This window comes from Gloeothece verrucosa PCC 7822, assembly GCF_000147335.1.
GTDB classification, from domain to species: Bacteria; Cyanobacteriota; Cyanobacteriia; order Cyanobacteriales; family Microcystaceae; genus Gloeothece; species Gloeothece verrucosa.
This window is the reverse complement of the sequence record NC_014501.1, coordinates 4,606,164-4,629,681: the sequence shown is the minus strand read 5'-3', so window position 1 is coordinate 4,629,681 and position 23,518 is coordinate 4,606,164. Positions and strand designations below refer to the sequence as shown.

Sequence of the window (23,518 nt, the reverse complement as noted above, 5' to 3'; positions counted from 1 at the left end):
TTTAAGGTTTATCCTCAGCTAAAATGGTTATCATTGTTTCTGTATTAATTGTTTCTAATTTAACTAATCGATTAGCTTGTTTTTCAAGAGTTTTTTCAAATAGATTTCTGACTAATCTTCCATTGCCAAAAGTTTTGTCTCTTTCTGAATACATTTGGCTAAATTTGTCAAGTAAAATTTCCTCACTTGAAGAGTCTAATTGGAAATGATTTTGCTGGCAGAGATTTTTATAAATAGCTAATAACTCGTCGGGTTGATAGTCTTCAAAATAAAAATATCGATTAAATCTAGATTTTAACCCAGGATTAGAATCAAGAAATCTAGACATTTCATCATTATAACCCGCTACAATAACAACTAATCTATCTCGATAATCTTCCATCCGTTTGAGTAAAGTATCAATAGCTTCTTGTCCAAAATCATTTTTAGACCCTTCAGGCGCTAAAGTATAAGCTTCATCAATAAATAAAACACCATCTAAAGCAGAGTCAATTAAGTCATCTACTTTTTTAGCAGTTTGTCCGATATATCCAGCAACCATTCCCGATCTATCTGTTTCTATTAAATGTCCTTGAGATAGTATTCCCAACTGTTTATAAATTTGACCCATTAAACGAGCGATCGTTGTTTTTCCAGTTCCAGGAGAACCACAAAAGACTGAGTGAAGCGTTACTGAAACTTGAGGAAGTCCTTGTTGTTGTCGAAGTTGCTGGATTTTGAGAAAATTTGTTAGGGTTGTTAGTTCATCTTTAATACTTTTCATTCCAATAAGATGATTTAAAGATTGTAAAATATCATCATGATTAATGGATTTGACATTTTCCTGCTCAATCTCTAATTTTAAACGTTCTATTTCTTTATTGATTTCTGGATCATTCCATGTTAAATAATAACCTGTCATATTAAATCTCTAGATTTTTTCAGACTTAAGAGTTAGTGCTTACCTTAATATTCCCTTTTTATTCCCAAAAATTACATCAAAATCAAAAATTTTATTAGCTTAACTCTCCAAACCGTTCTTGGTAACGTTGCAATAACTCCTCTGGTGAGACGATCCGTTGTCCCTGCTGATTATACCAGTACAACCATTCTCGCTGTATTCCTCTATAATTTCCTAATCCTCGTCCAATTCCTAATCCTATTTCTGGCATCCAAAAAGGTTCACTTAAAGAACGCTGATATTGGCCATTGTCTAAACGGTAAACTTCAAAAGGTTCATGTTTATCTCTTTGCCAAAAATCAGGGTTGTAGATAACATAATATAAAGCACCCAGTTGAGCATATTTTGCCATTTTTTTGTCATATTCATCTCCAGATGTTTTCGAGACAACCTCTAATACTAAAAGAGGTGCAATATTATTTTCTTCCCAAACAACATAACTTTCTCGCAGCTTATTATCTTTAACTCGTTCAACTCCCAAGCACAAAAAAGCATCAGGGACAATAGGAACTCTCGGATTAACTCCAGTAGCATAAAAAATTCCCATATTAATCCCCAAAAACCAATCTAATCTTTCCGCCCAAATAAAGCCTAAAATAGAAGCCAAAAGATTAGGAATTAAAATATGTAATTCGTTGTCCACCGGTAACCCATCAGAACTAGGGAGGTCTTCACCCTTCGGTAAATTTAACTGAGTGTGAGGTTGAATCATAATCGTTAAAAGAGGGTTGAGAACCTTAATTGATTACATTGTACACTTAAAGATATTCTTGGCGTTCTTTGCGCGAGACTGAAAAACAATATTTTGGCGTATTTTCCGAAACTTAACCGTACTTTCCGTGAAAACCAACCCTTTTAAGTGGGGAATACCGCCTCAACTTATGGATAGAGAGAAATTACAATAACATCTAGAAGCATAAAGTATGGATAACCTGGTATAGAAGAAATGCAACCCACTAATCCTAATCAATTTACAGAAAAAGCTTGGGAAGCGATCGTTAAAACTCCCGACATCGCCAAACAAAACAAACAGCAACAAATCGAAAGCGAACACTTGATGAAGTCCCTCCTGGAACAAGAAGGACTCGCAAGCAGTATTTTTAACAAAGCTAACGTTAGTGTTCAACGGTTGCGAGATAAAACCGATGAATTTATTCGCCGCCAACCCACTCTCTCTAACCCTAGCGAGTCAGTTTATCTGGGGCGTAGCTTAGATAGCTTGTTAGATCGTGCGGAGGGTTTCCGCAAAGAATTTGGGGATGACTTTATCTCTATTGAACATTTAATCTTAGCCTATGCCAAAGATGACCGTTTTGGCCGGGCATTATTTCAAGAATTTGGTCTAAGCGAAAACAAACTCAAAGATATTATCAAACAAGTGAGGGGTACTCAAAAAGTGACAGACCAAAATCCAGAAGGCAAATATGAGGCACTCGAAAAATATGGACGGGACCTTACCCAACTCGCCAGAGAAGGAAAACTTGATCCGGTTATCGGACGAGATGATGAAATTCGCCGCACCATTCAAATTCTCTCCCGTCGGACGAAAAATAACCCTGTATTGATCGGAGAACCTGGTGTCGGGAAAACGGCCATTGTGGAAGGACTCGCCCAACGCATTATTAACCGAGATGTTCCAGAATCTTTAAGAGACCGCAAATTAATTGCTTTAGATCTCGGGGGTTTAATTGCTGGTGCGAAATATCGCGGGGAATTTGAAGAACGTCTCAAAGCAGTCCTCAAAGAAGTGACCGACTCTCAAGGCAATATCATCATGTTTATTGATGAAATTCATACCGTTGTGGGTGCCGGTGCCACTCAAGGCGCGATGGATGCGAGTAATTTACTCAAACCGATGTTAGCGAGAGGAGAATTACGCTGTATTGGGGCGACGACTTTAGATGAATATCGTAAGTATATCGAAAAAGATGCGGCACTAGAACGGCGTTTTCAGTCGGTTTATGTGGATGAACCCAATGTCGTTGATACTATTTCGATTTTGCGGGGACTAAAAGAACGCTATGAAGTCCATCATGGGGTTAAAATTGCCGATACCGCTTTAGTCGCTGCCGCAGTATTATCGAATCGATATATCAGTGATCGCTTTTTACCGGATAAGGCCATTGACTTAGTGGATGAAGCGGCGGCTAAACTGAAAATGGAAATCACTTCTAAACCTGAAGAACTCGATGAAGTAGACCGTAAGATTCTTCAATTAGAAATGGAACGTCTCTCTCTACAAAAAGAAGATGATCCTTTATCTAGAGAACGTTTAGGAAGGCTAGAAAAAGAATTGGCCGACCTTAAAGAAGAACAGACCCAGTATAACGCCCAATGGCAAGCCGAAAAAGAACTCATAGACAAGCTTCGTACTGTTAAAAAAGAAATCGAACAGGTTAATGTCGAAATTCAACAGGCCGAACGGGATTATGATTACAACAAAGCGGCTGAGTTGCGTTATGGGAAATTAACTGACTTACAACGCCAAATTAAAGAACTAGAAAGCCAAATCACCGATAAACAAACCTCGGGTAAAACCCTACTGCGAGAAGAGGTTGTGGAGTCTGATATTGCTGAAATTATCTCTAAATGGACAGGCATACCCATTAGTAAATTAGTGGAGTCTGAAAAAGAAAAACTCCTGCATTTAGAAGATGAACTGCATCAAAAAGTCGTTGGACAGGATGAAGCGGTTACTGCTGTTGCGGATGCAATTCAACGTTCACGCGCGGGTTTAGCTGATCCAAACCGTCCGACAGCCAGTTTTATCTTCCTGGGACCTACTGGGGTTGGTAAAACGGAGTTGGCAAAAGCCTTAGCGCTTAATTTATTTGATAGCGAAGAAGCGTTAGTGCGGATCGATATGTCCGAATATATGGAGAAACACGCGGTTTCTCGTTTGTTAGGTGCGCCTCCGGGATATGTCGGATATGAAGAAGGAGGACAACTGACAGAAGCGATCAGACGCAGACCTTATTCTGTCATTCTGTTTGATGAAATTGAGAAAGCGCATAATGATGTTTTTAATGTCATGCTGCAAATTCTCGATGATGGACGCTTAACGGATTCTCAAGGACGTACTGTAGACTTCAAGAATACTATCATTATTATGACCAGTAATATTGGGTCACAGGTCATTTTAGATATTGCGGGGGATGATTCCCGTTATGATGAAATGAGGTCCCGAGTAATGGAGGCGATGCGGAATAGTTTCCGTCCTGAATTTCTCAACCGGGTGGATGAAATTATTATCTTCCACAGTTTACAGAAGTCTCAATTACGAGAAATTGTTAAGCTGCAAGTGAAGCGGTTAGAGGATCGTTTATCAGAACAAAAATTGTCTCTGAAGTTGTCGGAACAAGCCTTAGATTATCTGGCTGACATTGGTTATGATCCGGTTTACGGTGCAAGACCCTTAAAACGTGCTGTACAACGCTATTTAGAAACGGCTATTGCTAAGGCAATTCTACGGGGTGATTTTAAACAAGGTGACATGATTTTTGTCGATGTTACCGATGAACGGTTAACTTTTACCCGCTTACCAGCAGAGGTGTTAACGACATAATTTGTAGTTGGTAAACCTCTCCCCCAACCCCTCTCCTTGTAGGAGAGGGGAGCTATTTTTAAGATAAATTAAGATAAAAAAGTGTTATTGTTTGAAGAAAAAACTAGACTATGATAAAATAAAATTTAAAAAAAAATATCAAATTATGATTCAAATATTTTTTAAAACAAAGTTACTGCTTAATTCATTATTTTTTGCCTCATTAACACTCATTTTTCTTACGCTTTTAGGAGGTTGTGAAACTCGAGAAGACCCCTGTTTATTAACAGCTAATCCATCTCCATCCCTTTCTACCACTACTTCACCTACCCCTATTGCCAAAAGCCCAGTTATGATTATCTTAGATGCTTCTGGTAGCATGGTAAAAGAAAAAGAAAAAATTGATGGAAAACTAAAACTTGATATTGCCAAAGAATCAATAACAACTATTATTAACAGTTCTGACGCTTCAAATCTAGAACTTTCGCTAACTGCTCTTGGTCATAAAAGTAAAGATTGCAAGGATAATATCGAAATATTTGAGGAAAAAAATAAGAAAATTTTAGATGTTTTACCTGCCATTAAAGGAGGAACAGAAACTCCACTAACTGAGGCAATTCGCCAAGCTAGTTCAAAATTTAAGGATAAAAAGCAGAAAAATATAATTGTTTTATTAACTGACGGAGTAGAATCCTGTAAAAAAGATAAAAACCACAATCCTGATCAAAAAGCCCCTTTGGAAGAAGTTGATTCGTTAAAAAAAGAGGGTTTTAATTTTATACTTAATATTATAACCCTTGGCAAGATTAAAACAAATAATGAGATTTTAGAGGAATTAGCCAAAGCTGGTGGAGGAAAATTGTATAAACCAGAGAATACTGAAGAGCTAAATAAGGCTCTAAGTGAATCAGTTTTGAGATTTGGAGCAATTCAAGTGAAAAGACCTAAAACTGCTACTGTTGCTTCAATTAAAGGATGGAAATTATATGAAAACGATAATCCAGTTCCGATCAAACATGAAACCAAGTCTATAAAGACGGATTTTAATCTTTGGGAAAAAAATTCAGTTCTTGCCCAAAATTATCGTTTTTGTATGTACTTTGAAGATGCAAAAAAGAAACCATTTATTAAAGATATTCAGATTGAAAGTAGTCAAATAATGATTGTTGATTATGAAAAAAATCGGGTAGAAATAAAATTAAATGATGCATTTTGAACAACTACAACAGGATATTAACGAATTACCAGAAGACGCACAAACTTTGCGGGTAGATTTTATTGAGTTATAAAAAAAGGCTATATTGTTATAACTACTAATTACAAAATTGATAAACTATCTGATATTAAGCCAATTCTTGAGTCAGCTTCTAATTCTGTGCAAAGCGTGATCACTTCAAATAGTCTGATGGCTCATGAAAACTCGTTGAATCAAGAAGAATCGGCAACAAAGTGCGCCCCTACAGATACGAAGCGCGACAAAGTATAGGGTAGTGGAGTATGTGAGAGTGTTATTCCTCACGCTTCATAGCTGTAATTAGTGCTTGCTGTGAGGCCACTTGATAAACTTGCTCTAAGAATTGTTGGGCGGCTTCAGCTTCGGCATAAGTTAAAGGAATTTTTCCCAATATATCTAAAACCGTTTTCTTATCTGTAGGCGGAACAATAACGGCTAAAGATGATTCTAATGGTTCCTCATACTGCCAAAATTTTTCAAAATTAAGCTCAGATTTCTGCTTATCTGAAGAGGATTTTTTCTGAGTTTTAGGGGTAGCGCTTTGGCTTTTTTGTTCTTCTTTTTCGACTGTATCAGATGAGGCTTTAATTGTCCCTTGAGATCGTCGCTCTCGCAAGGCTTCTAAGATTTGTGCTTTACTACGTCCCCGCAGTTGAAAAATAACAAAAGGGTCTTCACTAAAGCGATCTCCTAACTGATAATAAACTGCCGCAATATGTTTACAGGGGTTAGCCTTATCGGGACAACTACAACGTGAATGAACATCAGACAGGGTAAAGGGAAATAAATTTAACCCGTTACTAATAAAAACTTGTTCGATGGTTTCTGGCATTTGTCCGGCCAAAAGTTGGGCACTAAAGATCGCTTTTTCGGACATGGTATCAATGACATAATTCCAATCTTCATCAGTAAAAGGTTCCATAGACAGAGAAACTTGATAAGGATCGGGTTCACTTCCCTGTACTTTAGCCAAGGCCTGTGCGGCTTCAAAGTCGATGCTGAGAACGTTACCTTCTCTAGCATAATTACGTCCTCTTTCTAAACGCTTTTTAAAACGGTAAGAATCTAATAATTCTAACCAGCGTTGTACCCACCATTCTCTCTGATTATTTTCGATTATTTGTTCGTTAGTCATTAGTTATTAGTCATTAGTCATTAGTTATTAATTATTAGTCATTAGTTATTAATTATTATTTATTAGTTATTAGTCATTAGTTATTAGTTTTTTCTTGTTGCCTAGTTTTTAATTGTTCTGCTTTGTAGAAAGTTTCTAAGCTTTTGCGGTCCCCAACAAAGCGCCAATGCCAGGGTTCATAACTAACCCCTTGAGGGTTATTTCGAGGAAAGGATAATTCAAAGCTATATTTTGCCGCATTATTTTTCAACCAGCGAAAAGCCGGTGTATTTTCAAAATGGGTGTTCAGGTTAGCTGAAGGAACTTTGCCATCTCCAACATCAAAAGCATAACCGGTATGATGCTCACTATACCCAGGCGGGGCACTAACTTCTGCTCGTTTTTTCGTTTCCTGGTTACGTTGTTCTTTGACTCCAAAAAATAAATATTCTTGCTCTTTAACTGAGCGAAATCCGGAAATTAAATTGAGAATTATGCCATCGGCTCGAGCGGCTGTTTGCATTTGTTTAAATTTTTCGGCGGCTCCGACGCGAAGACGAATTCGTCCATCTGGGGTGACGGGTTTTAATTCTGATGCTGGTGCTTCTTGATAAGGTAAATGACCTAATACATTTTCTAGTTTAGGGCTAGAATTAGGGGTTGAGGTAGAAGGGACTTCTGGTGAGACTGGAGAGGCGGAAGACTCAACTTGCGCTTTAGGAGTAGAACGAAACAAGAGCAAAATACTCAGTAAGCCCACAACACCTAAGAGCAAAACTCCTCCACCAAGCAACAAGGGTGATCGCGTCGGTGAGGTGGGTTTCAGCCTCGGGGTGTTTCGTACTGCTTCGGGAATATCGTCCATAGGGTTAGGGGGGTTAGTTCTCCTGCATCTGTTGTCTGAGTTCCCCCCTAGCGTTGTTTTTACTGTCTTGCTACGCCGTCTTTACGAGCGGCAAATTGAACAGCAGAAGCTACCGCAGTGGCTACCCTTGCATCGAAGACAGAAGGAATAATATTGTCTCGTGCTAGGCTAGGAGGGGGAATTAAAGAAGCAATGGCTTTAGCCGCTTCCAGATACATATTATCGGTAATTACTCTCGCACGGCAATCTAATGCTCCTCGAAATAATCCCGGAAATGCCAAAACATTGTTGATTTGGTTAGGATAATCACTACGTCCGGTGGCGACAACGGCCACATCATTATCGATCAATTCTGGCTGAATTTCCGGAATCGGGTTAGCCATAGCAAAGACGATGGGATCGCTGGCCATGGTTAGCACCATTTCTCGGGTCAATACCCCAGGAACACTTACCCCTAAAAAAACGTCGGCTCCGTTGAGCGCATCGGCCAAGGTGCCACTGGCTTCTACGGCAAAGGCTTGTTTTTCGGGGTTTAAGTCGCTACGCTTTTTAGAGAGAATACCTTTTGAATCACAAATCCAAATTTCTTGGGCCCCGGCTTTTTTCAATAGACAAGCAATAGCAATTCCTGCGGCTCCTGCGCCATTAATCACGATTTTTACCAAATCCATTGGTTTATTGACCAGTTTGAGAGCATTAATGAGGGCGGCTAAACTGACTATGGCTGTACCATGTTGATCGTCATGGAATACGGGAATATCGAGTTCTTCTCTGAGTCGTCTTTCGACTTCAAAGCAACGAGGGGCACTAATATCTTCTAGGTTAACGCCGCCAAACACCGGAGCTATATTTTTAACCGTTGCAATAATGGCTTCGGTGTCTTGGGTGGCTAGACAGATGGGAAAAGCATCTACTCCGGCAAATTCTTTAAATAGCATGGCTTTTCCTTCCATAACCGGTAGGGCGGCTTCAGGTCCTAAGTTACCCAATCCTAACACCGCCGAGCCATCGGTGACGATCACAACGGTGTTATTTTTGATGGTTAGGGAAAAGACTTTTTCGGGTTCATCGGCGATCGCTTTACAAATTCGTCCGACTCCGGGTGTGTAGGCCATGGCTAACTCTGACTGAGAGGCCAGAGGTATTCGACTCTCAATAGAGATTTTTCCTTGCCGGTGTAGATCAAAAGTACGATCAGAGATTTTTAAAACTTTAACGTCTGGGATGGCTTTGACAGCCGCGACGATCTGTTCTGCGTGTTCGGTACTATATGCGTCTACTGTCAATTCCCGCTTAGTAATTTTCAGCGTTCGTTCAATTAAAGAAATTTGCCCCAGACTACCGCCGACATTGGCTATGGCTTGGGCAACGGCGGCTAGATTTCCTGTTCGATTGGGAAGTTCAACCCGAAGAGTTAAGCTATAACTAGGATTAGGGGTTAAATTGACCATGTTTTGTGAATAGATGTGTCCGTTGATGGACAAGATAAACATTAGTAGCTTATAGATTATCGTTGATTGATCCGCATGAGGTAATATTGATGTAGTTTTTAAAGAATTTAAGCTCAATTAGCATTTCCCTTGCTATTCATCTTGTTTCCAGTGGGAAGACATCAACCCCCAACTTATCTTTATCGAGGAATACAGATGAATACAGATAAATTTGTATAAGAGCGGCTCTAGAGCGGCTATATCTGTGTTTATCTGTAGATGATAATCAGTTAAGCCATAAATCTAACTTTTCAAGATAGCTAAAATTACTCGGGTTTAAGCTCTCGTTCCATCAAAGATTTAACGGCAGTTTGAGGAGATATTTCTCCTTTGAGTAAGCGATAAACTTGGGTGGCAATGGGAACATATAAATTTTGCTCAGTCGCAATTTTTATTAATACTTGAGTGGTATTAATTCCCTCGGCTGTGCCTTCTAAATTGCCTAAAATTTCATCTAAAGTTTGATCTTGTGCTAGTCTATAACCGACTTGATAATTACGGGAAAGAGGACTGTTACAAGTGGCCAATAAATCTCCTAAACCTGATAGCCCGAAAAAAGTCTCGGCCTCGGCTCCCAAATAAGTTCCTACTCGAATCATTTCAGGTAAGGCGCGGGTTAATAAAGCGGCTTTGGCATTGGTGCCTAAATGTAAACCATCACAGACACCGGCAGCAATGGCCATGACATTTTTTAGGGTTCCTCCTAATTCAGCGCCTAAAGGATCAGAGTTTTCATAAACTCTCAATTTTTCGGAAGCAAAAATGATTTGTATTGTCTCTGCGGCGGCTACATTGCTACTGGCTACTACGGTAGCGGCGGGTAAATTTTGTTGTATTTCTTTGGAAAGATTAGGCCCTGATAGCACAACGACCCGATGATGGGGAAAAGCTTGCTGCCAAAGTCGAGAAGGCGTTAGGGTGGTTTGGGGATCTAATCCTTTTGTAGCGGTTACTAAAATGACTTTTTCGGGGATGCCGTATGTTTTCAGTTTTTCAATGATGGGTGGTACTCCTGCCATAGAGACGGCTGATAAGATCACATCAGCATCCGCGATGACGGCGGCTAGGCTTTCTGTACTATTTCTCGACCATAAACGGACGTGATGATGATTACGGGATGCTAAGGCCCCTAATGCACTGCCCCACATTCCCGCCCCAACAATAGTGATGATTTTCGGTTGCTGTGTCATGTTTCACCCTCGGCTATGCTTATTAAAGCCGCTATCTTGTAATTCTGGCGCTGATTATTGCTGTCTTTATTTACCTTATCAAAGGAGATATCTCTCATGACGACTCAAACCCAAAAACTCTATGAGACTGATTTTAATCTTTGGCTGGAAACAACAGCACAATTATTGAGAGAGCGTAGGCTTGATCAAATTGATTATGAAAATTTAATAGAGGAAATTGAAGATATGGGCAACAGTGAAAAGAATGCTTTGGAAAGTAATCTAAGAATTTTGCTGATGCACCTGATCAAATGGAGGTTTCAAGCTTCAAAACGTTCTAATAGTTGGAGATACACGATTATTGAACATTCATTGAGAATTAATAAAGCTTTTAAGAAAAGCCCTAGTCTAAAGCGATACTTTGATGAGGTTTTTGAAGAGTGTTATCAAGATGCTAGATTGCTTGCCTCTGGTGAAACTGGATTAGCTGAAGAGGAGTTTCCTGTTACTTGTCCTTTTTTAAGGGAGGATGTTTTAAATCCCAAATATCTACCTGATGAAGAAGTTAATGAGTAAATTTTGATTTTTATATTTTACACTCTTGCTGTGTCATGTTTCACCCTCGGCTATGCTTATTAAAGCCGCTATCTTGTAATTCTGGCGCTGATTATTGCTGTCTTTATTTACCTTATCAAAGAAGATATCTCTCATGACGACTCAAACCCAAAAACTCTATGAGACTGATTTTAATCTTTGGCTGGAAACAACAAATTAAAAATTATATAACTTGTAAAAATAGACTTGGTATGAGAATTTGCGTCCTATGATAAAATTTTAAAGATAGTAAGTGATTATCCAGAGATACTAAATAATCTGCTTTTGACTCATAAGCGGCTGCCAAAAATATATTGTCCTTTGGATCAATATTATCGAGATAAGTAGCCTGATAAACTCCTTGTAGTTGAATGGCTAAAGTTTCCAGATTCGTCAGTAAATCTTCAATCAAATCTAAGGATATTCGTTTTCTTAATAAAACCATCACTAATTCTTCTTGTAATTGAGGAGAAGTGACTAGAGTAAAATCTCCATTTTGCCATCTAGCTAGAATTTGATTAGGGGCAGTTTCAGAATTTTTACTTAAAAGAGCAGAAATAAAAACCGAAGTATCGAGAATAACTTTTAACATTTATTCAGTCCGCTTAACTCGATTTTGTTTCGTCTTCATATTGATCAGCAATTAGATTTTTTATTTGATTAAATTCTTTCCATAACTCCGGTGCAGATTTAGCGGCACTAGAACGCGCCCGTTGTTTAGCTTTATTAATAATCTCCCTAGCTTTTCTCAACTCCTCATCTGTTGGATCTTTTGCTGGTTCCTGTTCAATTAATTCTAAAAACTCTAAAACATCATTTTGCTTTTCTACAGATAGTTTGCGGAAGGTTTCTAAAACCTGTTGTTCTAAATTATTCATTAAGCTTTGTCTTAAATTGAGGATAAGTTGATTTTAACAAAAAACATCAATATTAAATAAGTCCCCGCACATAAATCCCAACTCCTATATTAATAAATGTAAAGTCTGCCGATTACGCAATAATTGCAAAAGGGTTATCAAAGCGGCTCTAATATGATATATGTACCCTATAACCACAGGGAATAACCCAGATAAGTAACAAATGACCTATCGAAATCCCACGCCAACAGTAGATATTATTATCGAACTGATCGATCAACCTCATCGGCCTATTGTTTTAATTGAACGAAAAAATACTCCCTATGGTTGGGCAATTCCTGGCGGGTTTATGGATTATGGGGAATCTGCCGAAACAGCCGCTAAACGAGAAGCAAAAGAGGAAACTAGCTTAGAAGTCCAATTAATAGAACAGTTTTATGTTTATTCTAATCCTCAACGCGACCCTCGCCAGCATACCTTAAGTGTTGTCTTTATCGCTACGGCCAAGGGAACACCTGAAGCGGCAGATGATGCTAAAAGAATAGCCATCTTTCACTTATGGGAAATTCCGGCTAATTTATGCTTTGATCACGACCAAATTTTAAGTGACTATCGAACCTACCGAAATTATGGTTTTCGTCCTCGTTTATCCTGTTAATTTTTAATAGTTTAATGGTGAGTTTTTATCTGGGTATTGATTTTGGTACTTCGGGCGCAAGGGCTATCGTTATTGATGCAGATTCTACTATTCGCGCCAACATAAACTATGCCTTTTCTTCTTCAACTTCTCAACCTTGGGTAAGGATTTGGCAAGATGCTTTATATTCTTTATTAGAACAGATTCCCCTTGCTATTCGACAGGAAATTGAAGCCATTGCTATTAATGGAACATCAGCAACAGTGTTGTTATGTGATGAGAAAGGCAACCCCTTAGATGATGCTATTTTATACAACGATGGGCGCGGGATAGAAGTCTTAAATAAGGTAAAAGCGATCGCCCCTGCGGAACATCCGGTTTTAAGTGCGACTTCGAGTCTAGCTAAGTTATTTTGGTGGTACGAAAAACCGATTTATTCTCAAGCTAAGTATTTTCTCCATCAGGCAGACTGGTTAGCTTTTTTGTTACATGGAAATTTAGGAATTAGTGATTATCATAATGCTTTAAAACTCGGTTATGATGTGCAAAATTTGTGTTATCCTCAGTGGTTAACTCAATTACCTATATATCCCCTTTTACCTGAAGTTTTACCGCCCGGTACGCCTATTAATTCTGTGACTCCAGAAATTGCCCATCGCTTCAATTTAAGAAAAGATTGTCGAGTTTGTACGGGAACAACCGATAGTATAGCCGCTTTTTTAGCGAGTGGTGCTAACCAACCGGGTGAGGCGGTGACTTCTCTGGGTTCAACTCTAGTTTTAAAGTTATTAAGTCATACTCACATTGAAGATGCTAAATCGGGGATTTATAGCCATCGTTTAGGAAATTTATGGTTAACGGGAGGCGCGTCTAATACGGGTGGGGCGGTTTTGCGGCATTTTTTTAGTGATGAAGCGTTAGATCGTTTTAGTCGTCAAATTGATGGGACTAAACCGAGTGTTTTAGAGTATTATCCGCTTTTGAAAAAGGGGGAGCGTTTTCCGGTTAATGATCCTGAGTTATTGCCTAAATTAGACCCTCGTCCGGATGATCCTGTAGATTTTTTACATGGGTTATTAGAAAGTATTGCTCGTCTAGAAGCTTTGGGTTATCAACGTTTACAAGCTTTAGGCGCGACTCCTCTGTTTAAGGTGTATAGCGCAGGAGGAGGGGCTAAAAATGAGACTTGGAGGGTTATTCGGGAGCGTCTTTTAAAGGTTCGTGTGGTCTGTTCTTTGAATAGGGAGGCGGCTTATGGTAGTGCTTTATTGGCTAAAGGAGGCTCTTTCGGCATCGTGGGGAAAAATGTTTATATTGATACAAAATAGACAGTGGTGGGTTACGGAGCGGATCAAAATTTATCCGTTTCTTATAAAAATTATCCCCGCACCTAACCCACCCTACAATAAGGAAGCTTTTCTTATTACTTTAAGAGAGGGATATAATAGCTTGAGTAGGGTCTTATCATTCTCTCCTAATAAGCCGCAAGACAACCATCATCAGAATATGAAATTAACCTCTTCTATAACGGCAATTCTTATTCTTTTGAGTATTCCAACCTTTTCTCTCAAATCACAAGCCGCACCTCCTCCAACCCAAGTAGGACAGTGTAGTAATACCTCAGTTGCCAAGGTTGGGACTAGATTAGAAGATGGAACCACTGGTCAACCCATTCCGGGTTCAGGAACTTCAATACAATTTAGTAATGGAATTGGTTTGGTTTCTTATGACACGGTTCCTGAAGCTGAAGCTTCCAAACCTGGAGATCCGGTTAAATTATGTTTAACTTTTATTCCGAAAAACTGCCCTCCGGGTGATAATCGAGGCAAAATTTATCGGGTTACTAACCTCAGAACTAAAAAAACATTTACTCTTCCAGATTCTCAGCATAGTTGTGGAGGAGCCTAAGCAGGAATGCTATTAAGTTCTGAGTGCTAATTTACTGAAACCTTCAAAGATCATCAAATTTTCCAAAAAATACGAGTATATAGATAAGAGATTGCCTCAGAAAGGACAGACTTGACTCCTGCACTTGAAGTCCACCATATTTGAGGATTATATTCCCCGGGATAAGCAATGGCTCCTATTTTAATATCAGGGGGCAACACTTTTTTAAATAAATACCAACTTCGCCGAGTATGCACATCATAAGAATAAATATTCATTGCTTGGATTTTTACATTTGATTGAGATATCCAATCTCTTACTGTTTCTGCTGATGCTGCTGTTCTATTTCTAATTACATTTGGGGTAACGATGGGAACAATTTTATTTTCAGGAATTCCCAAAGCTATTAAGGTTGAGGCTGTCATTTGAGCATAATTTTGATATTGACTTAAAAATGAGCCTTGTAGTAAGTTAGTTCCTGTCGTAATGATCCGTTGATAATTTCCTTGTTTAAATTCTTCTAATGCGGCTTGAACAACGATATCTCCTACCCATCCCTCTAGTACCAAGGTATCGGCTTTTACGGGAGCATTCATGGCTAAAAATGGTTGAATAGTTCTGATAAAAGTTAACCCACTAATCAAGATTAGTGCAAAAAGGATTATCCAACCTTTAATGCTGAGTGTCCATTGGGGTTTGTATTCCAATAATCCCCAAAATTTTTGGATTTTTGGAAAAGATTCAGGCGCAAATTTCATTTACTTAAGATTTGGCTGTTTTGGCTAATCGTTGTTGTTTTAAATAAGTAAATACCGATTTATCGCCAATATCTGGCGGGATGGGTTGAATCGCTTTTCGCATAATAAAAATAATAAATAAAAAACACCAAATCGTTAGTAACATTTGTTCAATCACTGGCGGTAAAATGCCTAGGATATGTCCTAACAATAATAAGGGAACTAAGGGAGTTAAAAATTTTGTTTCTAAACGATTAAAACAAAAAGCTTCTTTAAAATAAATTCCCGTTAAAGCCGCAAAACTAAAACCTATTCCTAACAGAGTTAAGGGATGTTCATAGACATATAAGGCTAAGGGTTGTTGACTTTTAAAAGCTAATATGATAGCTGACAGGGTTCCCACAGCCCAAAATAGTTGTAGTAGTCGATGAAGGGGAGCTAAATAAATATGAATGGTCACTAAACTAATGGCTAGTCCCAAAGAAAAAAGGGCAAATAAGGGAGTCAGTAATGACAATACCCAAGCTTGTTCTCCTCGGGAAAGGATTAACCCACTTCCTAGAGTAAAGCTTAAGGCGGCTAAGGTTAAACCGAGTCGATAGATAATGACTCCTGTGCGATCACTATCGGTAATGGTAAATTCGCCAAATTGTCCTTGGTAAACTTCTGATGTAGTTGTCATTGTTATCAATAAACGGGTGGCTTATTTCTATGGTAGCATCACAATCAGTCCAGACCAATTTCTAAAAACTTCTCCCAACAGTTTGATAAATCTTTTCAAATGTATGGTTAAATCTTGAATATTCCGGCTAAAAAATCTTAAAATCGATAATTATAAATAATCATTAAGGTTAAAAACATTGAAAGTTTTTGTTTATGGAACTCTCAAACCTGGAGAGGTTAATTACCCCTATTATTGTGCTGATTACGTGAGCGAGGCCCTTGAGGCTTATACTTATGGCAAACTGTTTCACTTGCGCTACTGTGGATATCCAGCGATGACTGTAGGGGGTGAGCAAGTTAAAGGGGTATTATTAACTTTTAATGATGATTCTGTTTTAATCAAACTCGATGAGTTAGAAGGTTATAATCCTGGGGGACTAGGAGCAGACAATGAGTATTACCGGCAAAAAATCGCTGTTTATGCTTTTTCTGGCGAATTTTTAGCCAATGCTTGGGGTTATTTGATGATGCCTGAGAAGGTCAAACAGTTGGGAGGTGTTGTTATTGCGTCGGGATGGTGGACTCAACAACACCCATAAGCTAGTATTGCCAATTTTATTGATCAGAAGACGAATTTTTGGGCGGTAATATACCAATAGTGGGAATATCCATCACTGGCTGATTGAGAGCAATCATTAATCCTTCTGAATTGTCAGAGGCATTGGTTAAGGTTTGTTTAGCGAGTTTGGGTAGCTCAGAATTATTTTTAACCACTAAACCGGTTAATATTCCTAATACTATTGCTCCAATGATGGCAACTCCCAAGGAGACAAAGCCGCTTTTGCGTCGCCCGTCAAGACGTTGAAAAACCTGTTCAGTGAGTTGAGAGGAAGGTACAGAGGCCGAAGCGGGAATAGGAATCTGCTCAATGGCTTGATGTATCCTCGACAACTTAATATATAACTGATGAATTTTCGGGTCGTTATCGAGCCATTCTTGAACTTGCCGACGTTCACAAGGGGTTACTTCGCCATCTATATAGGCACTCAATAATTCAAAACATTTTTCCTCTTGTTCAGAGTCTTCCACTAACGGAGGAGTATCATTAACATATTCAGGATTATTTACATTGGTATCTTCAACGACTAGATGCCGTTGGGGATTAAGCTCATCAAAGTTTGACCTCATGTTGACCTCTTGACTGAGTGATACGAACGCACTCTGTTGCGGAGATTAACGCTCACTCTTAGCTATGTAGTGACACTCCTCACTTGGGGAACGGGTTTGTCTTGTACTAATTTTAGCTGTCTCCTAGATAGGGTTGTAAAACCGATTGTAACTTAGCTCTAGCTCGGGCGATTCTAGACTTAACAGTTCCTAAAGAAACGCCGGTGATTTCGGCAATTTCTTCATAAGCCATTCCTTCTATTTCTCGAAGAACGATAGTGGTACGGAAGGCTTCTGGTAAATTAGCGATCGCTAGTCGGAGTTGTTCGTAAAATTCTCGGGTAGCGAGATGATCATCAGGAGAAGGATAATCAGAAACGATATCCCAGTCAATTTCTCCATCATCTACTCTTCGCGGCGCGTCTAACGATACTGGATTACTGACTCGTTTGCGTTTGCGTAACTCATCATAAAATAAGTTGGTAGCAATCCGACTCAGCCAGCCACGAAATTTTAGTGGCTCATTTAGACGTTTGATATTACGATACACCCGAATCCAAACTTCTTGAGCAAGATCGGCTCGGTCTTGCCAATCAGGTGCTAAGTGGTATAGTAACTTGTCTACATGAGTTTGATAACGGCGCAAAAGTTCAGCAAAGGCTACACGATCAGGCTGGAATCCTTCCTGACAACGTAAAATTAAATCAAAATTTGAAAGTTTGTCAGGAGATACTAAGTTGCTGGTTTTTTTACCTTCAACTGTGGACCAGGATGCTGAAATTGATTGACTCATGAATTTACCCAAGATTCATTACTCCTCACAGTTCTATTTAGACAGTCATCTTACCCTAAATGTTCCTTGGTTTTAATTAATAGTGGACAGTTTTAGAGAAGTCACTGTTTTTGCATAAGTCTTGGTTATAGAAGTCTCCTTTTTCTTCCCAGCCGTGATACGATATTGGGTTTGCTATTATCAACAACAGAAAGCCGATGGCACTCTCACAAGGTTTCGTGTATTATCAGGATTTATTATTGGTTTGTTCATAATCAGGGGCGTAGGATTTTAACAAACTATTCATCTGCTCAAGAATGTTGTCTTGGGTTTTTTGTCCTTTTAAGGGTTGTCCGGGAATGTCTGGACGAGCCAAATAGCGATAGATAGCTTCTTCTACTTGTTGTTTAATTAGCTCTTGAAGTTCTTCTTTGGCTCGTTGACGTTGGTAGTTAGCTCCTTCTTCGGTGGTGGCATATAGGGGGGGTAAACGGTTAAGAGCATAAGCGGCTATATCCCCTACATCTAAACTATCGTTGCTGCTTTTGAGTTCTGCTACTCGATTAATGGCTTGGCTAATGACGAGTTCTTCCATCACGTTAATAAACTGTTTGCGAGGCATGGCCACCACTTCACCGGTGAGCAAAGCTTCCATTAGCCGATCTAAAGCCATATATTCTTCAATTGATAGTTCTGATGCACTATCACAGATTCGTCCGACTTCGGCTTCTCGATTGGGGGTGAGAAAGCCGTCTTTTAGTGCTTGTTCAACAATTTCTTGAATAGTCATAGCATCTTGAGGGATGATGGATGGAGCAATTAAAGATTGTACATAAAGTAATTGTGCCCACCTCGGTGCTGAAAAAGTTTAAGGTTGATTATTAGGCTTTGGGTTTAAGATAAACTAATGCTTGCCGCCACACTAGGGTCTTTTGGTCATATTGATCCACCAGACACAGACAGTCGTTATCTTGCCAGAATATTCGCCCTACGAGAAGGTCATCGGTAACTAACTTCAATTCTACCTCTTGTTTATCTTTGAGGAATTGTTGAATTGCACGTACACTAGGCAAATCGGTGTTAAATTCAGCCATAATACAATCATGAACTAGCTCTTGTTACTTTAATTATCAATCGAAATTTGCTGATTGTTCAGGGGCGTTTGATATTTGTTCATAGTTCACTCAATTGGAAATTTATGGGCATCGAATTTACAAAATATCACGGATTAGGCAACGATTTTATCTTGATTGATAATCGTCATTCCAAAGACCCTCTGGTGTCTCCTGAAATGGCGGTTCAGATGTGCGATCGCCATTTTGGCATTGGTGCAGATGGGGTGATTTTTGTCTTGCCGGGAACACCTCAGACGGATTATCAGATGCGGATTTTTAATTCTGATGGTTCAGAACCGGAAATGTGTGGTAATGGAATTCGTTGTTTAGCTCAATTTATTGCTCAGTTGGAAGGCACTTCTGAGTCTGGTAAAGCTTACCGAATTGATACGTTAGCGGGAGTGATCACGCCTCGTTTAGAAGAGGAAGAACAAGTCACGGTGGATATGGGACCTCCTCAACTGCAAGCGGCACAAATTCCTACGACTCTGGTAACCGCCACCGAAAAAGTGATTAATCAGCCGCTATCAGTGGGGGGTAAGTCTTGGTTGGTGACTTGTGTGAGTATGGGGAACCCTCATTGTATTACCTTTGTGGAGAATGTGGATGAGATTCCCCTAGAAGTCATTGGCCCGGAGTTTGAACATCATGCCGCCTTTCCTCAAAGAACCAATACTGAGTTTATAGAGGTGGTACGCCCTGATTATTTAAAGATGCGCGTTTGGGAAAGGGGAGCAGGTATTACTTTGGCCTGCGGAACGGGGGCTTGTGCTACGGTGGTAGCTGGCCTGTTAACTCATCGGAGTGATCGCCGATGTACGGTGGAATTACCCGGGGGGTGTTTACGGATTTATTGGTCTGAAACCGATGGTCATGTCTATATGACGGGACCGGCTAAACGAGTATTTTCTGGGATTTATCTGCCTTAATCCTTAAGCGTTAGAAGCAACCGAAAAAAGCCCGCTAGAGCGGGCTAGACCATTATTTTTTGAGATTTAGTAATACTTAATTGATCCGTGTTAAATATGTAGCAAACACTTAAGAGTGGGGGAACCATTAGCCATCGTTTTTTTAGCAATTTTGTAAAGTTTAGCAAACTTGAGGACAGGATTTTTGAATTGAACCTGTAAAAATTACGGATTTAGATTGATATATTTCGGGGATTCTTAAGGATTTTCTCGGAGTATTTTATTTTTTTATCTAAGAGTTTGTTTAATTTTCCTACAAACGGATTTTTCTCTCTATAAAAACCCTATAATTTTTAATAGAGAATAAGCAAGAACTTGAACAAAACTTGCTGACTAGGTTTTGGAACTTTTAAGTATTTTTTAATCACTTAACAGATGGCTTTTCGGGGCATCGAAATTTTCATGAGCCAAAGCCAAGAAGAGGAATTAACTAAAACTTAAATTTTTCTTAAATATTTAGTGAAAAGGCACTAAATCAGGGCTATTTCATTCTCTCAAACGCCCTAACCCTGAAGGGTAGTTGCTCACTAACAAAGCCCACCTGCGCGGGCTATTCGAAGAATTATGAGCCTTTTAGCCTGCGTAGGCAGGCTTGGTTCGTAGAGCTAGCGGCTTGCTGCCTGTGAGCATTTCAAAAGAATGAAATAGCCCTGGCACTAAATACTATTGCAGCTATTCGGTTTAAAACTTTCGTTTGTACTAAACGCTATCTTTTTGTAGCAGGTAAATCTATGAATTTTTCGCAAAAGTTTCTGTTCATGGCTGAAGCCAGTTTATTAGTAGCAGTTGGACTATTAACACCCCTATCTGCACAAGCATTTGGTTCTATTTCTGGCATTAGTTATAATGACCTAAATGGGAATAAAATTCAAGATGCTAATGAAGCAATTTTATCAGGTCGGCAACTTGAACTGATTGATCAAACTGGCAACGTTATTCAAACAACCACTACCAATGAGTCAGGTTTTTATCAATTTAGCGAACTAGGGGCTGGTGCTTATATTGTTCGTCAAGTATTACCCTCCAATGGGAAACAAACTAGCCCGAATTTTATTACTAATTTAACTCTGGGTTCAGTTAACGGTCAATGGGGTTATCAAGACATTCCATCTTTAGGAATAGTTGGGGTAGAACATTGGGGCACCATTGCACCGGATGCTAATGGGTATTTTCAAACTCCCATCGACCTTACAGGGCCTACCGTAGATTTAAATAAATGGTTAAATCGTAATTATCAAACAACGACTCTAGAAAGACTTTTTAATAATGGTCACACCATTGAAGCCGAATATTCTTCAGAAAGTGAAAATTATATCGACCTTGGTGGAGAAGACTTTAAACTGCTACAATTTCATTTCCATAGTCCCAGTGAGCATAATTTAAGCGGATCTAATTCTCCTTTAGAACTTCACCTAGTGCATCGACATCAGAATGGCGGACTGGCAGTCATTGGATTGTTTTTGGAAGTGGGGCAGGAAAATCAAGCGTTAGGCTCAATTTTTTCTAATATTCCCTCTATACCTAACAACGGTGATCAGATTTTGGGCCTTGAAAATTTTGATACTAATGCTTTGTTTCCTGAAGATTCTCAAGGATATTTCTATACGGGTTCCTTAACGACTCCACCAGCAACTGAAGGTGTTAATTGGTTTGTCTTCAAGACTCCTATTCAAGTTTCCTCGGCACAACTGGCGGCTTATCAGGCTGTGGCTGACAGTGATCCCAATAATGACTTTTTACCAGGTAATCGTCCACTAGAACCGTTAAATGGTCGTCAGTTAAATGAGATCAATTATCAATTGACTCTTACAGACAATAGTGTTATTGAAAATCTCAATTTTGGTAGTAAATCTGTCCCAGAACCGGGATCAATCTTGAGTTTATTAGGCTTAGGAGGTTTATTTTTTGGTTCTAAACTTAAAGCGCATAAATAAACTAGAATGATGACTTTTTTAGACAGTGTTCAACAATTTTGGTAAAAAATCGAGAAGGTGGTATGGTTACGGTATTCTAGTCATAGCCACCTTTTTTTTGGTAATGTTGGCAGTGGTTAGCCGCTTATCGACCCAAGAAACCATGATTTCTAACTCTTCTCTATTAACTGATCCGTTTTTACAACTCCCCACAGAAACCTCTGTACAAGTGGTCTGGTTTACGGATTTTGCGGGTTCTCAACATCAAGTTCTCTATGGAAACCATTTAGAATATTCTGTAGAAGCGAACACGACTCTACTGAGTCGGATGCGGGAAGATTCTCACTCAAAAATTACGCCGAGTTATATCAAAACCACTCAACGGGAAATTTGGCGGCATGAAGCGCAAATAAGCGGATTAACGCCAGGTATTCGCCTTCCTTATCAAGTGATCAGTATTAGAGATGAACAAGAAATTAAAAGCGATATTTTTACCCTAGCGGCTAGTCCTAAAGCGGCTACTCCTTTAAAAATTCTGCTGACTTCGGATCATCAACTTAAACCTTTAGTGGCGGCTAATTTACAAAAAGTGGTTGAAACCATTGGACGAGTGGATGCGGTTTTTTTTGCCGGCGATCTGGTGAACATTCCTGATCGCGCTTCTGAGTGGTTTGATGATAGTAGAGGGGGAGCGTTTTTTCCCTGTTTACAAGGACGCGCGAATTATGCTTTAGCGAAAAATCATCTTACCACCATTTATCATGGAGGTGAATTAATTCAAAATGCGCCGATTTTTCCGACCTTGGGTAATCATGAGGTGATGGGACGTTTTTCTAAAGAGACAAGTTTAGATGAACAGTTTGAAGATGCTTTTCCTCGTCTGCAAGCCGATAAATTATATCCAGAAGTTGCTGCTGAGGTGAACCCGAATGATGATCCTCTTGTTCAAAAAACTTGGGTGAAAGATTCTTCATTTAATACCGATACTTATGAAGAAATTTTTACGCTTCCTCAAGATAGTCCAGGGGGAAAACAATATTATGCGGTGACTTTTGGGGATATTCGCTTAATTGTTTTGTATGTGACGAATATTTGGCGTTCTCCTCATCTTAGTTCGGATGTCAAAGGGAGATATCAAGAACGGGAAAAAGACTTGGAACATCCGCAAAATTGGGGCTATGGACAACTGATTTTTGAACCGATTTCTCAGGGAAGTCCTCAATATAAATGGTTAGCAGAACAATTGCAGAGCGAAGAATTTCAAGCGGCTAAATATAAAATGGTGATGCTTCATCATCCGCCGCATAGTTTAGGGGCTAATATTGTTCCTCCTTATACAAATCCTCTGCCGAAAATTAGTTATGATTCTCTAGGAAAAATTCGTGCTGTTAATTATATTTATCCTCAAGAAAAAGATTATATTATACAAGATTTGATGCCTTTGTTAGAGTCAGCCGGCGTTCAATTGGTTTTTTATGGACATTCTCATTTATGGAACCGTTTTGTGAGTCCAAGCGGCATCCATTTTTTAGAGTCTTCTAATGTGGGTAATAGTTACGGAGCCTATTTAGGCAGTCAAAAACGTCCTATTCCGATGGGAGAACTGAACTATAATTATGCTTTAACAGGTAATCCGAATGGGTTAGAGGCTGTGCTGCCTAATCTTGCACCTTTATTAGATGAGCATCATCAACCCTTGCCTTATATTGCTAGTAATGATATAACAGTATTTAGTATTTTAGATACAGGAAAAGGAACGGTAAGTAGTTATTATTTTGATACCCGCGACCCGAAAGGGCCTGTTATTAAATTTGATGAATTTAAAGTTTAGGCAAGAGGCAAAAAAAGGGTT

The 23,518-nt window shown here is 39.2% G+C and carries 24 protein-coding genes; 10 read left to right on the top strand and 14 right to left on the bottom strand.

Annotation, left to right across the window (positions count from 1 at the left end):
* Window position 1 precedes the first annotated feature (1 nt).
* Window positions 2-901 carry an AAA family ATPase gene (locus CYAN7822_RS20610; protein WP_013324188.1) on the bottom strand — a complete coding sequence of 300 codons (900 nt, stop codon included), beginning with the start codon at window positions 899-901 and terminating at the stop codon, window positions 2-4.
* Between the two features lie 94 nt (window positions 902-995).
* Complete coding sequence (locus tag CYAN7822_RS20605; protein ID WP_013324187.1) at window positions 996-1,652, bottom strand: Uma2 family endonuclease; 657 nt, start codon at window positions 1,650-1,652, stop codon at window positions 996-998.
* 234 nt (window positions 1,653-1,886) lie between these two features.
* On the opposite strand from CYAN7822_RS20605, the gene clpB reads away from it, so the two are divergent.
* Together clpB and CYAN7822_RS20595 are read left to right on the top strand one after the other, a co-directional pair.
* A complete protein-coding gene (clpB, locus tag CYAN7822_RS20600; protein WP_013324186.1) occupies window positions 1,887-4,505 on the top strand; it encodes an ATP-dependent chaperone ClpB in 2,619 nt (872 codons plus the stop codon).
* A 91-nt stretch (window positions 4,506-4,596) separates the two neighbouring features.
* Window positions 4,597-5,700 (top strand): vWA domain-containing protein, encoded by a 1,104-nt coding sequence (locus tag CYAN7822_RS20595; RefSeq protein WP_041933328.1) that lies wholly within the window; start codon window positions 4,597-4,599, stop codon window positions 5,698-5,700.
* Between the two features lie 292 nt (window positions 5,701-5,992).
* Here CYAN7822_RS20595 and CYAN7822_RS20590 read toward each other — a convergent pair whose 3' ends face one another.
* The 4 genes from CYAN7822_RS20590 to CYAN7822_RS20575 all read right to left on the bottom strand — a co-directional run bounded on the left by CYAN7822_RS20590 (window position 5,993) and on the right by CYAN7822_RS20575 (window position 10,377).
* Window positions 5,993-6,853, bottom strand: a complete 861-nt coding sequence (locus CYAN7822_RS20590) for an SWIM zinc finger family protein (protein WP_013324184.1) — start codon at window positions 6,851-6,853, stop codon at window positions 5,993-5,995.
* A gap of 76 nt (window positions 6,854-6,929) precedes the next feature.
* A complete protein-coding gene (locus CYAN7822_RS20585) occupies window positions 6,930-7,697 on the bottom strand; it encodes a M15 family metallopeptidase (RefSeq protein ID WP_013324183.1) in 768 nt (255 codons plus the stop codon).
* A 59-nt stretch (window positions 7,698-7,756) separates the two neighbouring features.
* Window positions 7,757-9,148, bottom strand: a complete 1,392-nt coding sequence (locus CYAN7822_RS20580) for a malic enzyme-like NAD(P)-binding protein (protein ID WP_041933327.1) — start codon at window positions 9,146-9,148, stop codon at window positions 7,757-7,759.
* A gap of 305 nt (window positions 9,149-9,453) precedes the next feature.
* Window positions 9,454-10,377, bottom strand: a complete 924-nt coding sequence (locus CYAN7822_RS20575; RefSeq protein WP_013324181.1) for an NAD(P)H-dependent glycerol-3-phosphate dehydrogenase — start codon at window positions 10,375-10,377, stop codon at window positions 9,454-9,456.
* Window positions 10,378-10,473: 96 nt separating this feature from the next.
* Here CYAN7822_RS20575 and CYAN7822_RS20570 point away from each other — a divergent pair, with 96 nt between their 5' ends.
* Window positions 10,474-10,932 (top strand): DUF29 domain-containing protein, encoded by a 459-nt coding sequence (locus CYAN7822_RS20570; RefSeq protein ID WP_013324180.1) that lies wholly within the window; start codon window positions 10,474-10,476, stop codon window positions 10,930-10,932.
* 202 nt (window positions 10,933-11,134) lie between these two features.
* On the opposite strand, the gene CYAN7822_RS20565 is transcribed toward CYAN7822_RS20570, so the two are convergent.
* Together CYAN7822_RS20565 and CYAN7822_RS20560 are read right to left on the bottom strand one after the other, a co-directional pair.
* Window positions 11,135-11,542: a putative toxin-antitoxin system toxin component, PIN family gene (locus CYAN7822_RS20565; RefSeq protein WP_013324179.1), complete on the bottom strand. Its 408-nt coding sequence runs from the start codon at window positions 11,540-11,542 to the stop codon at window positions 11,135-11,137.
* A gap of 13 nt (window positions 11,543-11,555) precedes the next feature.
* On the bottom strand, window positions 11,556-11,828 hold the full coding sequence (locus tag CYAN7822_RS20560) for a hypothetical protein (protein WP_013324178.1): 273 nt from the start codon (window positions 11,826-11,828) through the stop codon (window positions 11,556-11,558).
* Window positions 11,829-12,030: 202 nt separating this feature from the next.
* Between CYAN7822_RS20560 and CYAN7822_RS20555 the strand changes: the two genes are divergently transcribed.
* The 3 genes from CYAN7822_RS20555 to CYAN7822_RS20545 all read left to right on the top strand — a co-directional run bounded on the left by CYAN7822_RS20555 (window position 12,031) and on the right by CYAN7822_RS20545 (window position 14,352).
* Window positions 12,031-12,465: an NUDIX domain-containing protein gene (locus tag CYAN7822_RS20555; RefSeq protein WP_013324177.1), complete on the top strand. Its 435-nt coding sequence runs from the start codon at window positions 12,031-12,033 to the stop codon at window positions 12,463-12,465.
* A 17-nt stretch (window positions 12,466-12,482) separates the two neighbouring features.
* Window positions 12,483-13,772 carry an FGGY-family carbohydrate kinase gene (locus CYAN7822_RS20550; RefSeq protein ID WP_173362925.1) on the top strand — a complete coding sequence of 430 codons (1,290 nt, stop codon included), beginning with the start codon at window positions 12,483-12,485 and terminating at the stop codon, window positions 13,770-13,772.
* A gap of 178 nt (window positions 13,773-13,950) precedes the next feature.
* Window positions 13,951-14,352, top strand: a complete 402-nt coding sequence (locus CYAN7822_RS20545) for a hypothetical protein (RefSeq protein ID WP_013324175.1) — start codon at window positions 13,951-13,953, stop codon at window positions 14,350-14,352.
* Window positions 14,353-14,405: 53 nt separating this feature from the next.
* Here CYAN7822_RS20545 and CYAN7822_RS20540 read toward each other — a convergent pair whose 3' ends face one another.
* Together CYAN7822_RS20540 and CYAN7822_RS20535 are read right to left on the bottom strand one after the other, a co-directional pair.
* On the bottom strand, window positions 14,406-15,089 hold the full coding sequence (locus tag CYAN7822_RS20540) for an ElyC/SanA/YdcF family protein (RefSeq protein WP_013324174.1): 684 nt from the start codon (window positions 15,087-15,089) through the stop codon (window positions 14,406-14,408).
* A 4-nt stretch (window positions 15,090-15,093) separates the two neighbouring features.
* The gene (locus CYAN7822_RS20535; RefSeq protein WP_013324173.1) at window positions 15,094-15,750 is read right to left on the bottom strand and encodes a DUF2301 domain-containing membrane protein; all 657 of its coding nucleotides are present in this window, start codon (window positions 15,748-15,750) and stop codon (window positions 15,094-15,096) included.
* 178 nt (window positions 15,751-15,928) lie between these two features.
* On the opposite strand from CYAN7822_RS20535, the gene CYAN7822_RS20530 reads away from it, so the two are divergent.
* Entirely contained in the window at window positions 15,929-16,330 is a 402-nt protein-coding gene (locus CYAN7822_RS20530) for a gamma-glutamylcyclotransferase family protein (RefSeq protein ID WP_013324172.1), read from the top strand.
* Window positions 16,331-16,346: 16 nt separating this feature from the next.
* Here CYAN7822_RS20530 and CYAN7822_RS20525 read toward each other — a convergent pair whose 3' ends face one another.
* The 4 genes from CYAN7822_RS20525 to CYAN7822_RS20510 form a co-directional block, all read right to left on the bottom strand.
* A complete protein-coding gene (locus tag CYAN7822_RS20525) occupies window positions 16,347-16,919 on the bottom strand; it encodes an anti-sigma factor family protein (RefSeq protein WP_013324171.1) in 573 nt (190 codons plus the stop codon).
* A gap of 112 nt (window positions 16,920-17,031) precedes the next feature.
* The gene (locus CYAN7822_RS20520; protein WP_013324170.1) at window positions 17,032-17,691 is read right to left on the bottom strand and encodes a sigma-70 family RNA polymerase sigma factor; all 660 of its coding nucleotides are present in this window, start codon (window positions 17,689-17,691) and stop codon (window positions 17,032-17,034) included.
* A gap of 226 nt (window positions 17,692-17,917) precedes the next feature.
* Window positions 17,918-18,460, bottom strand: coding sequence for a late competence development ComFB family protein (locus CYAN7822_RS20515; RefSeq protein WP_013324169.1), 543 nt, complete (start codon window positions 18,458-18,460; stop codon window positions 17,918-17,920).
* 91 nt (window positions 18,461-18,551) lie between these two features.
* Window positions 18,552-18,764 (bottom strand): Hfq-related RNA-binding protein, encoded by a 213-nt coding sequence (locus CYAN7822_RS20510; RefSeq protein ID WP_013324168.1) that lies wholly within the window; start codon window positions 18,762-18,764, stop codon window positions 18,552-18,554.
* Between the two features lie 104 nt (window positions 18,765-18,868).
* Here CYAN7822_RS20510 and dapF point away from each other — a divergent pair, with 104 nt between their 5' ends.
* The 3 genes from dapF to CYAN7822_RS20495 all read left to right on the top strand — a co-directional run bounded on the left by dapF (window position 18,869) and on the right by CYAN7822_RS20495 (window position 23,497).
* Window positions 18,869-19,714: a diaminopimelate epimerase gene (dapF, locus tag CYAN7822_RS20505; protein ID WP_013324167.1), complete on the top strand. Its 846-nt coding sequence runs from the start codon at window positions 18,869-18,871 to the stop codon at window positions 19,712-19,714.
* Window positions 19,715-20,484: 770 nt separating this feature from the next.
* Entirely contained in the window at window positions 20,485-21,687 is a 1,203-nt protein-coding gene (locus tag CYAN7822_RS20500; protein ID WP_013324166.1) for a carbonic anhydrase family protein, read from the top strand.
* A 103-nt stretch (window positions 21,688-21,790) separates the two neighbouring features.
* Entirely contained in the window at window positions 21,791-23,497 is a 1,707-nt protein-coding gene (locus CYAN7822_RS20495; protein ID WP_013324165.1) for a purple acid phosphatase family protein, read from the top strand.
* Window positions 23,498-23,518: the final 21 nt, after the last annotated feature.

Coding starts and splice junctions, on each gene's coding strand:
- CYAN7822_RS20585 (WP_013324183.1), bottom strand. CDS start 7,697: ATGGACGATATTCCCGAAGCAGTACGAAACACCCCGAGGCTGAAACCC.
- CYAN7822_RS20560 (WP_013324178.1), bottom strand. CDS start 11,828: ATGAATAATTTAGAACAACAGGTTTTAGAAACCTTCCGCAAACTATCT.
- CYAN7822_RS20535 (WP_013324173.1), bottom strand. CDS start 15,750: ATGACAACTACATCAGAAGTTTACCAAGGACAATTTGGCGAATTTACC.
- CYAN7822_RS20605 (WP_013324187.1), bottom strand. CDS start 1,652: ATGATTCAACCTCACACTCAGTTAAATTTACCGAAGGGTGAAGACCTC.
- CYAN7822_RS20590 (WP_013324184.1), bottom strand. CDS start 6,853: ATGACTAACGAACAAATAATCGAAAATAATCAGAGAGAATGGTGGGTA.
- CYAN7822_RS20520 (WP_013324170.1), bottom strand. CDS start 17,691: ATGAGTCAATCAATTTCAGCATCCTGGTCCACAGTTGAAGGTAAAAAA.
- CYAN7822_RS20540 (WP_013324174.1), bottom strand. CDS start 15,089: ATGAAATTTGCGCCTGAATCTTTTCCAAAAATCCAAAAATTTTGGGGA.
- clpB (WP_013324186.1), top strand. CDS start 1,887: ATGCAACCCACTAATCCTAATCAATTTACAGAAAAAGCTTGGGAAGCG.
- CYAN7822_RS20575 (WP_013324181.1), bottom strand. CDS start 10,377: ATGACACAGCAACCGAAAATCATCACTATTGTTGGGGCGGGAATGTGG.
- CYAN7822_RS20510 (WP_013324168.1), bottom strand. CDS start 18,764: ATGGCTGAATTTAACACCGATTTGCCTAGTGTACGTGCAATTCAACAA.
- CYAN7822_RS20570 (WP_013324180.1), top strand. CDS start 10,474: ATGACGACTCAAACCCAAAAACTCTATGAGACTGATTTTAATCTTTGG.
- CYAN7822_RS20500 (WP_013324166.1), top strand. CDS start 20,485: ATGAATTTTTCGCAAAAGTTTCTGTTCATGGCTGAAGCCAGTTTATTA.
- CYAN7822_RS20555 (WP_013324177.1), top strand. CDS start 12,031: ATGACCTATCGAAATCCCACGCCAACAGTAGATATTATTATCGAACTG.
- CYAN7822_RS20515 (WP_013324169.1), bottom strand. CDS start 18,460: ATGACTATTCAAGAAATTGTTGAACAAGCACTAAAAGACGGCTTTCTC.
- CYAN7822_RS20545 (WP_013324175.1), top strand. CDS start 13,951: ATGAAATTAACCTCTTCTATAACGGCAATTCTTATTCTTTTGAGTATT.
- CYAN7822_RS20610 (WP_013324188.1), bottom strand. CDS start 901: ATGACAGGTTATTATTTAACATGGAATGATCCAGAAATCAATAAAGAA.
- CYAN7822_RS20580 (WP_041933327.1), bottom strand. CDS start 9,148: ATGGTCAATTTAACCCCTAATCCTAGTTATAGCTTAACTCTTCGGGTT.
- CYAN7822_RS20565 (WP_013324179.1), bottom strand. CDS start 11,542: ATGTTAAAAGTTATTCTCGATACTTCGGTTTTTATTTCTGCTCTTTTA.
- CYAN7822_RS20495 (WP_013324165.1), top strand. CDS start 21,791: ATGTTGGCAGTGGTTAGCCGCTTATCGACCCAAGAAACCATGATTTCT.
- dapF (WP_013324167.1), top strand. CDS start 18,869: ATGGGCATCGAATTTACAAAATATCACGGATTAGGCAACGATTTTATC.
- CYAN7822_RS20525 (WP_013324171.1), bottom strand. CDS start 16,919: ATGAGGTCAAACTTTGATGAGCTTAATCCCCAACGGCATCTAGTCGTT.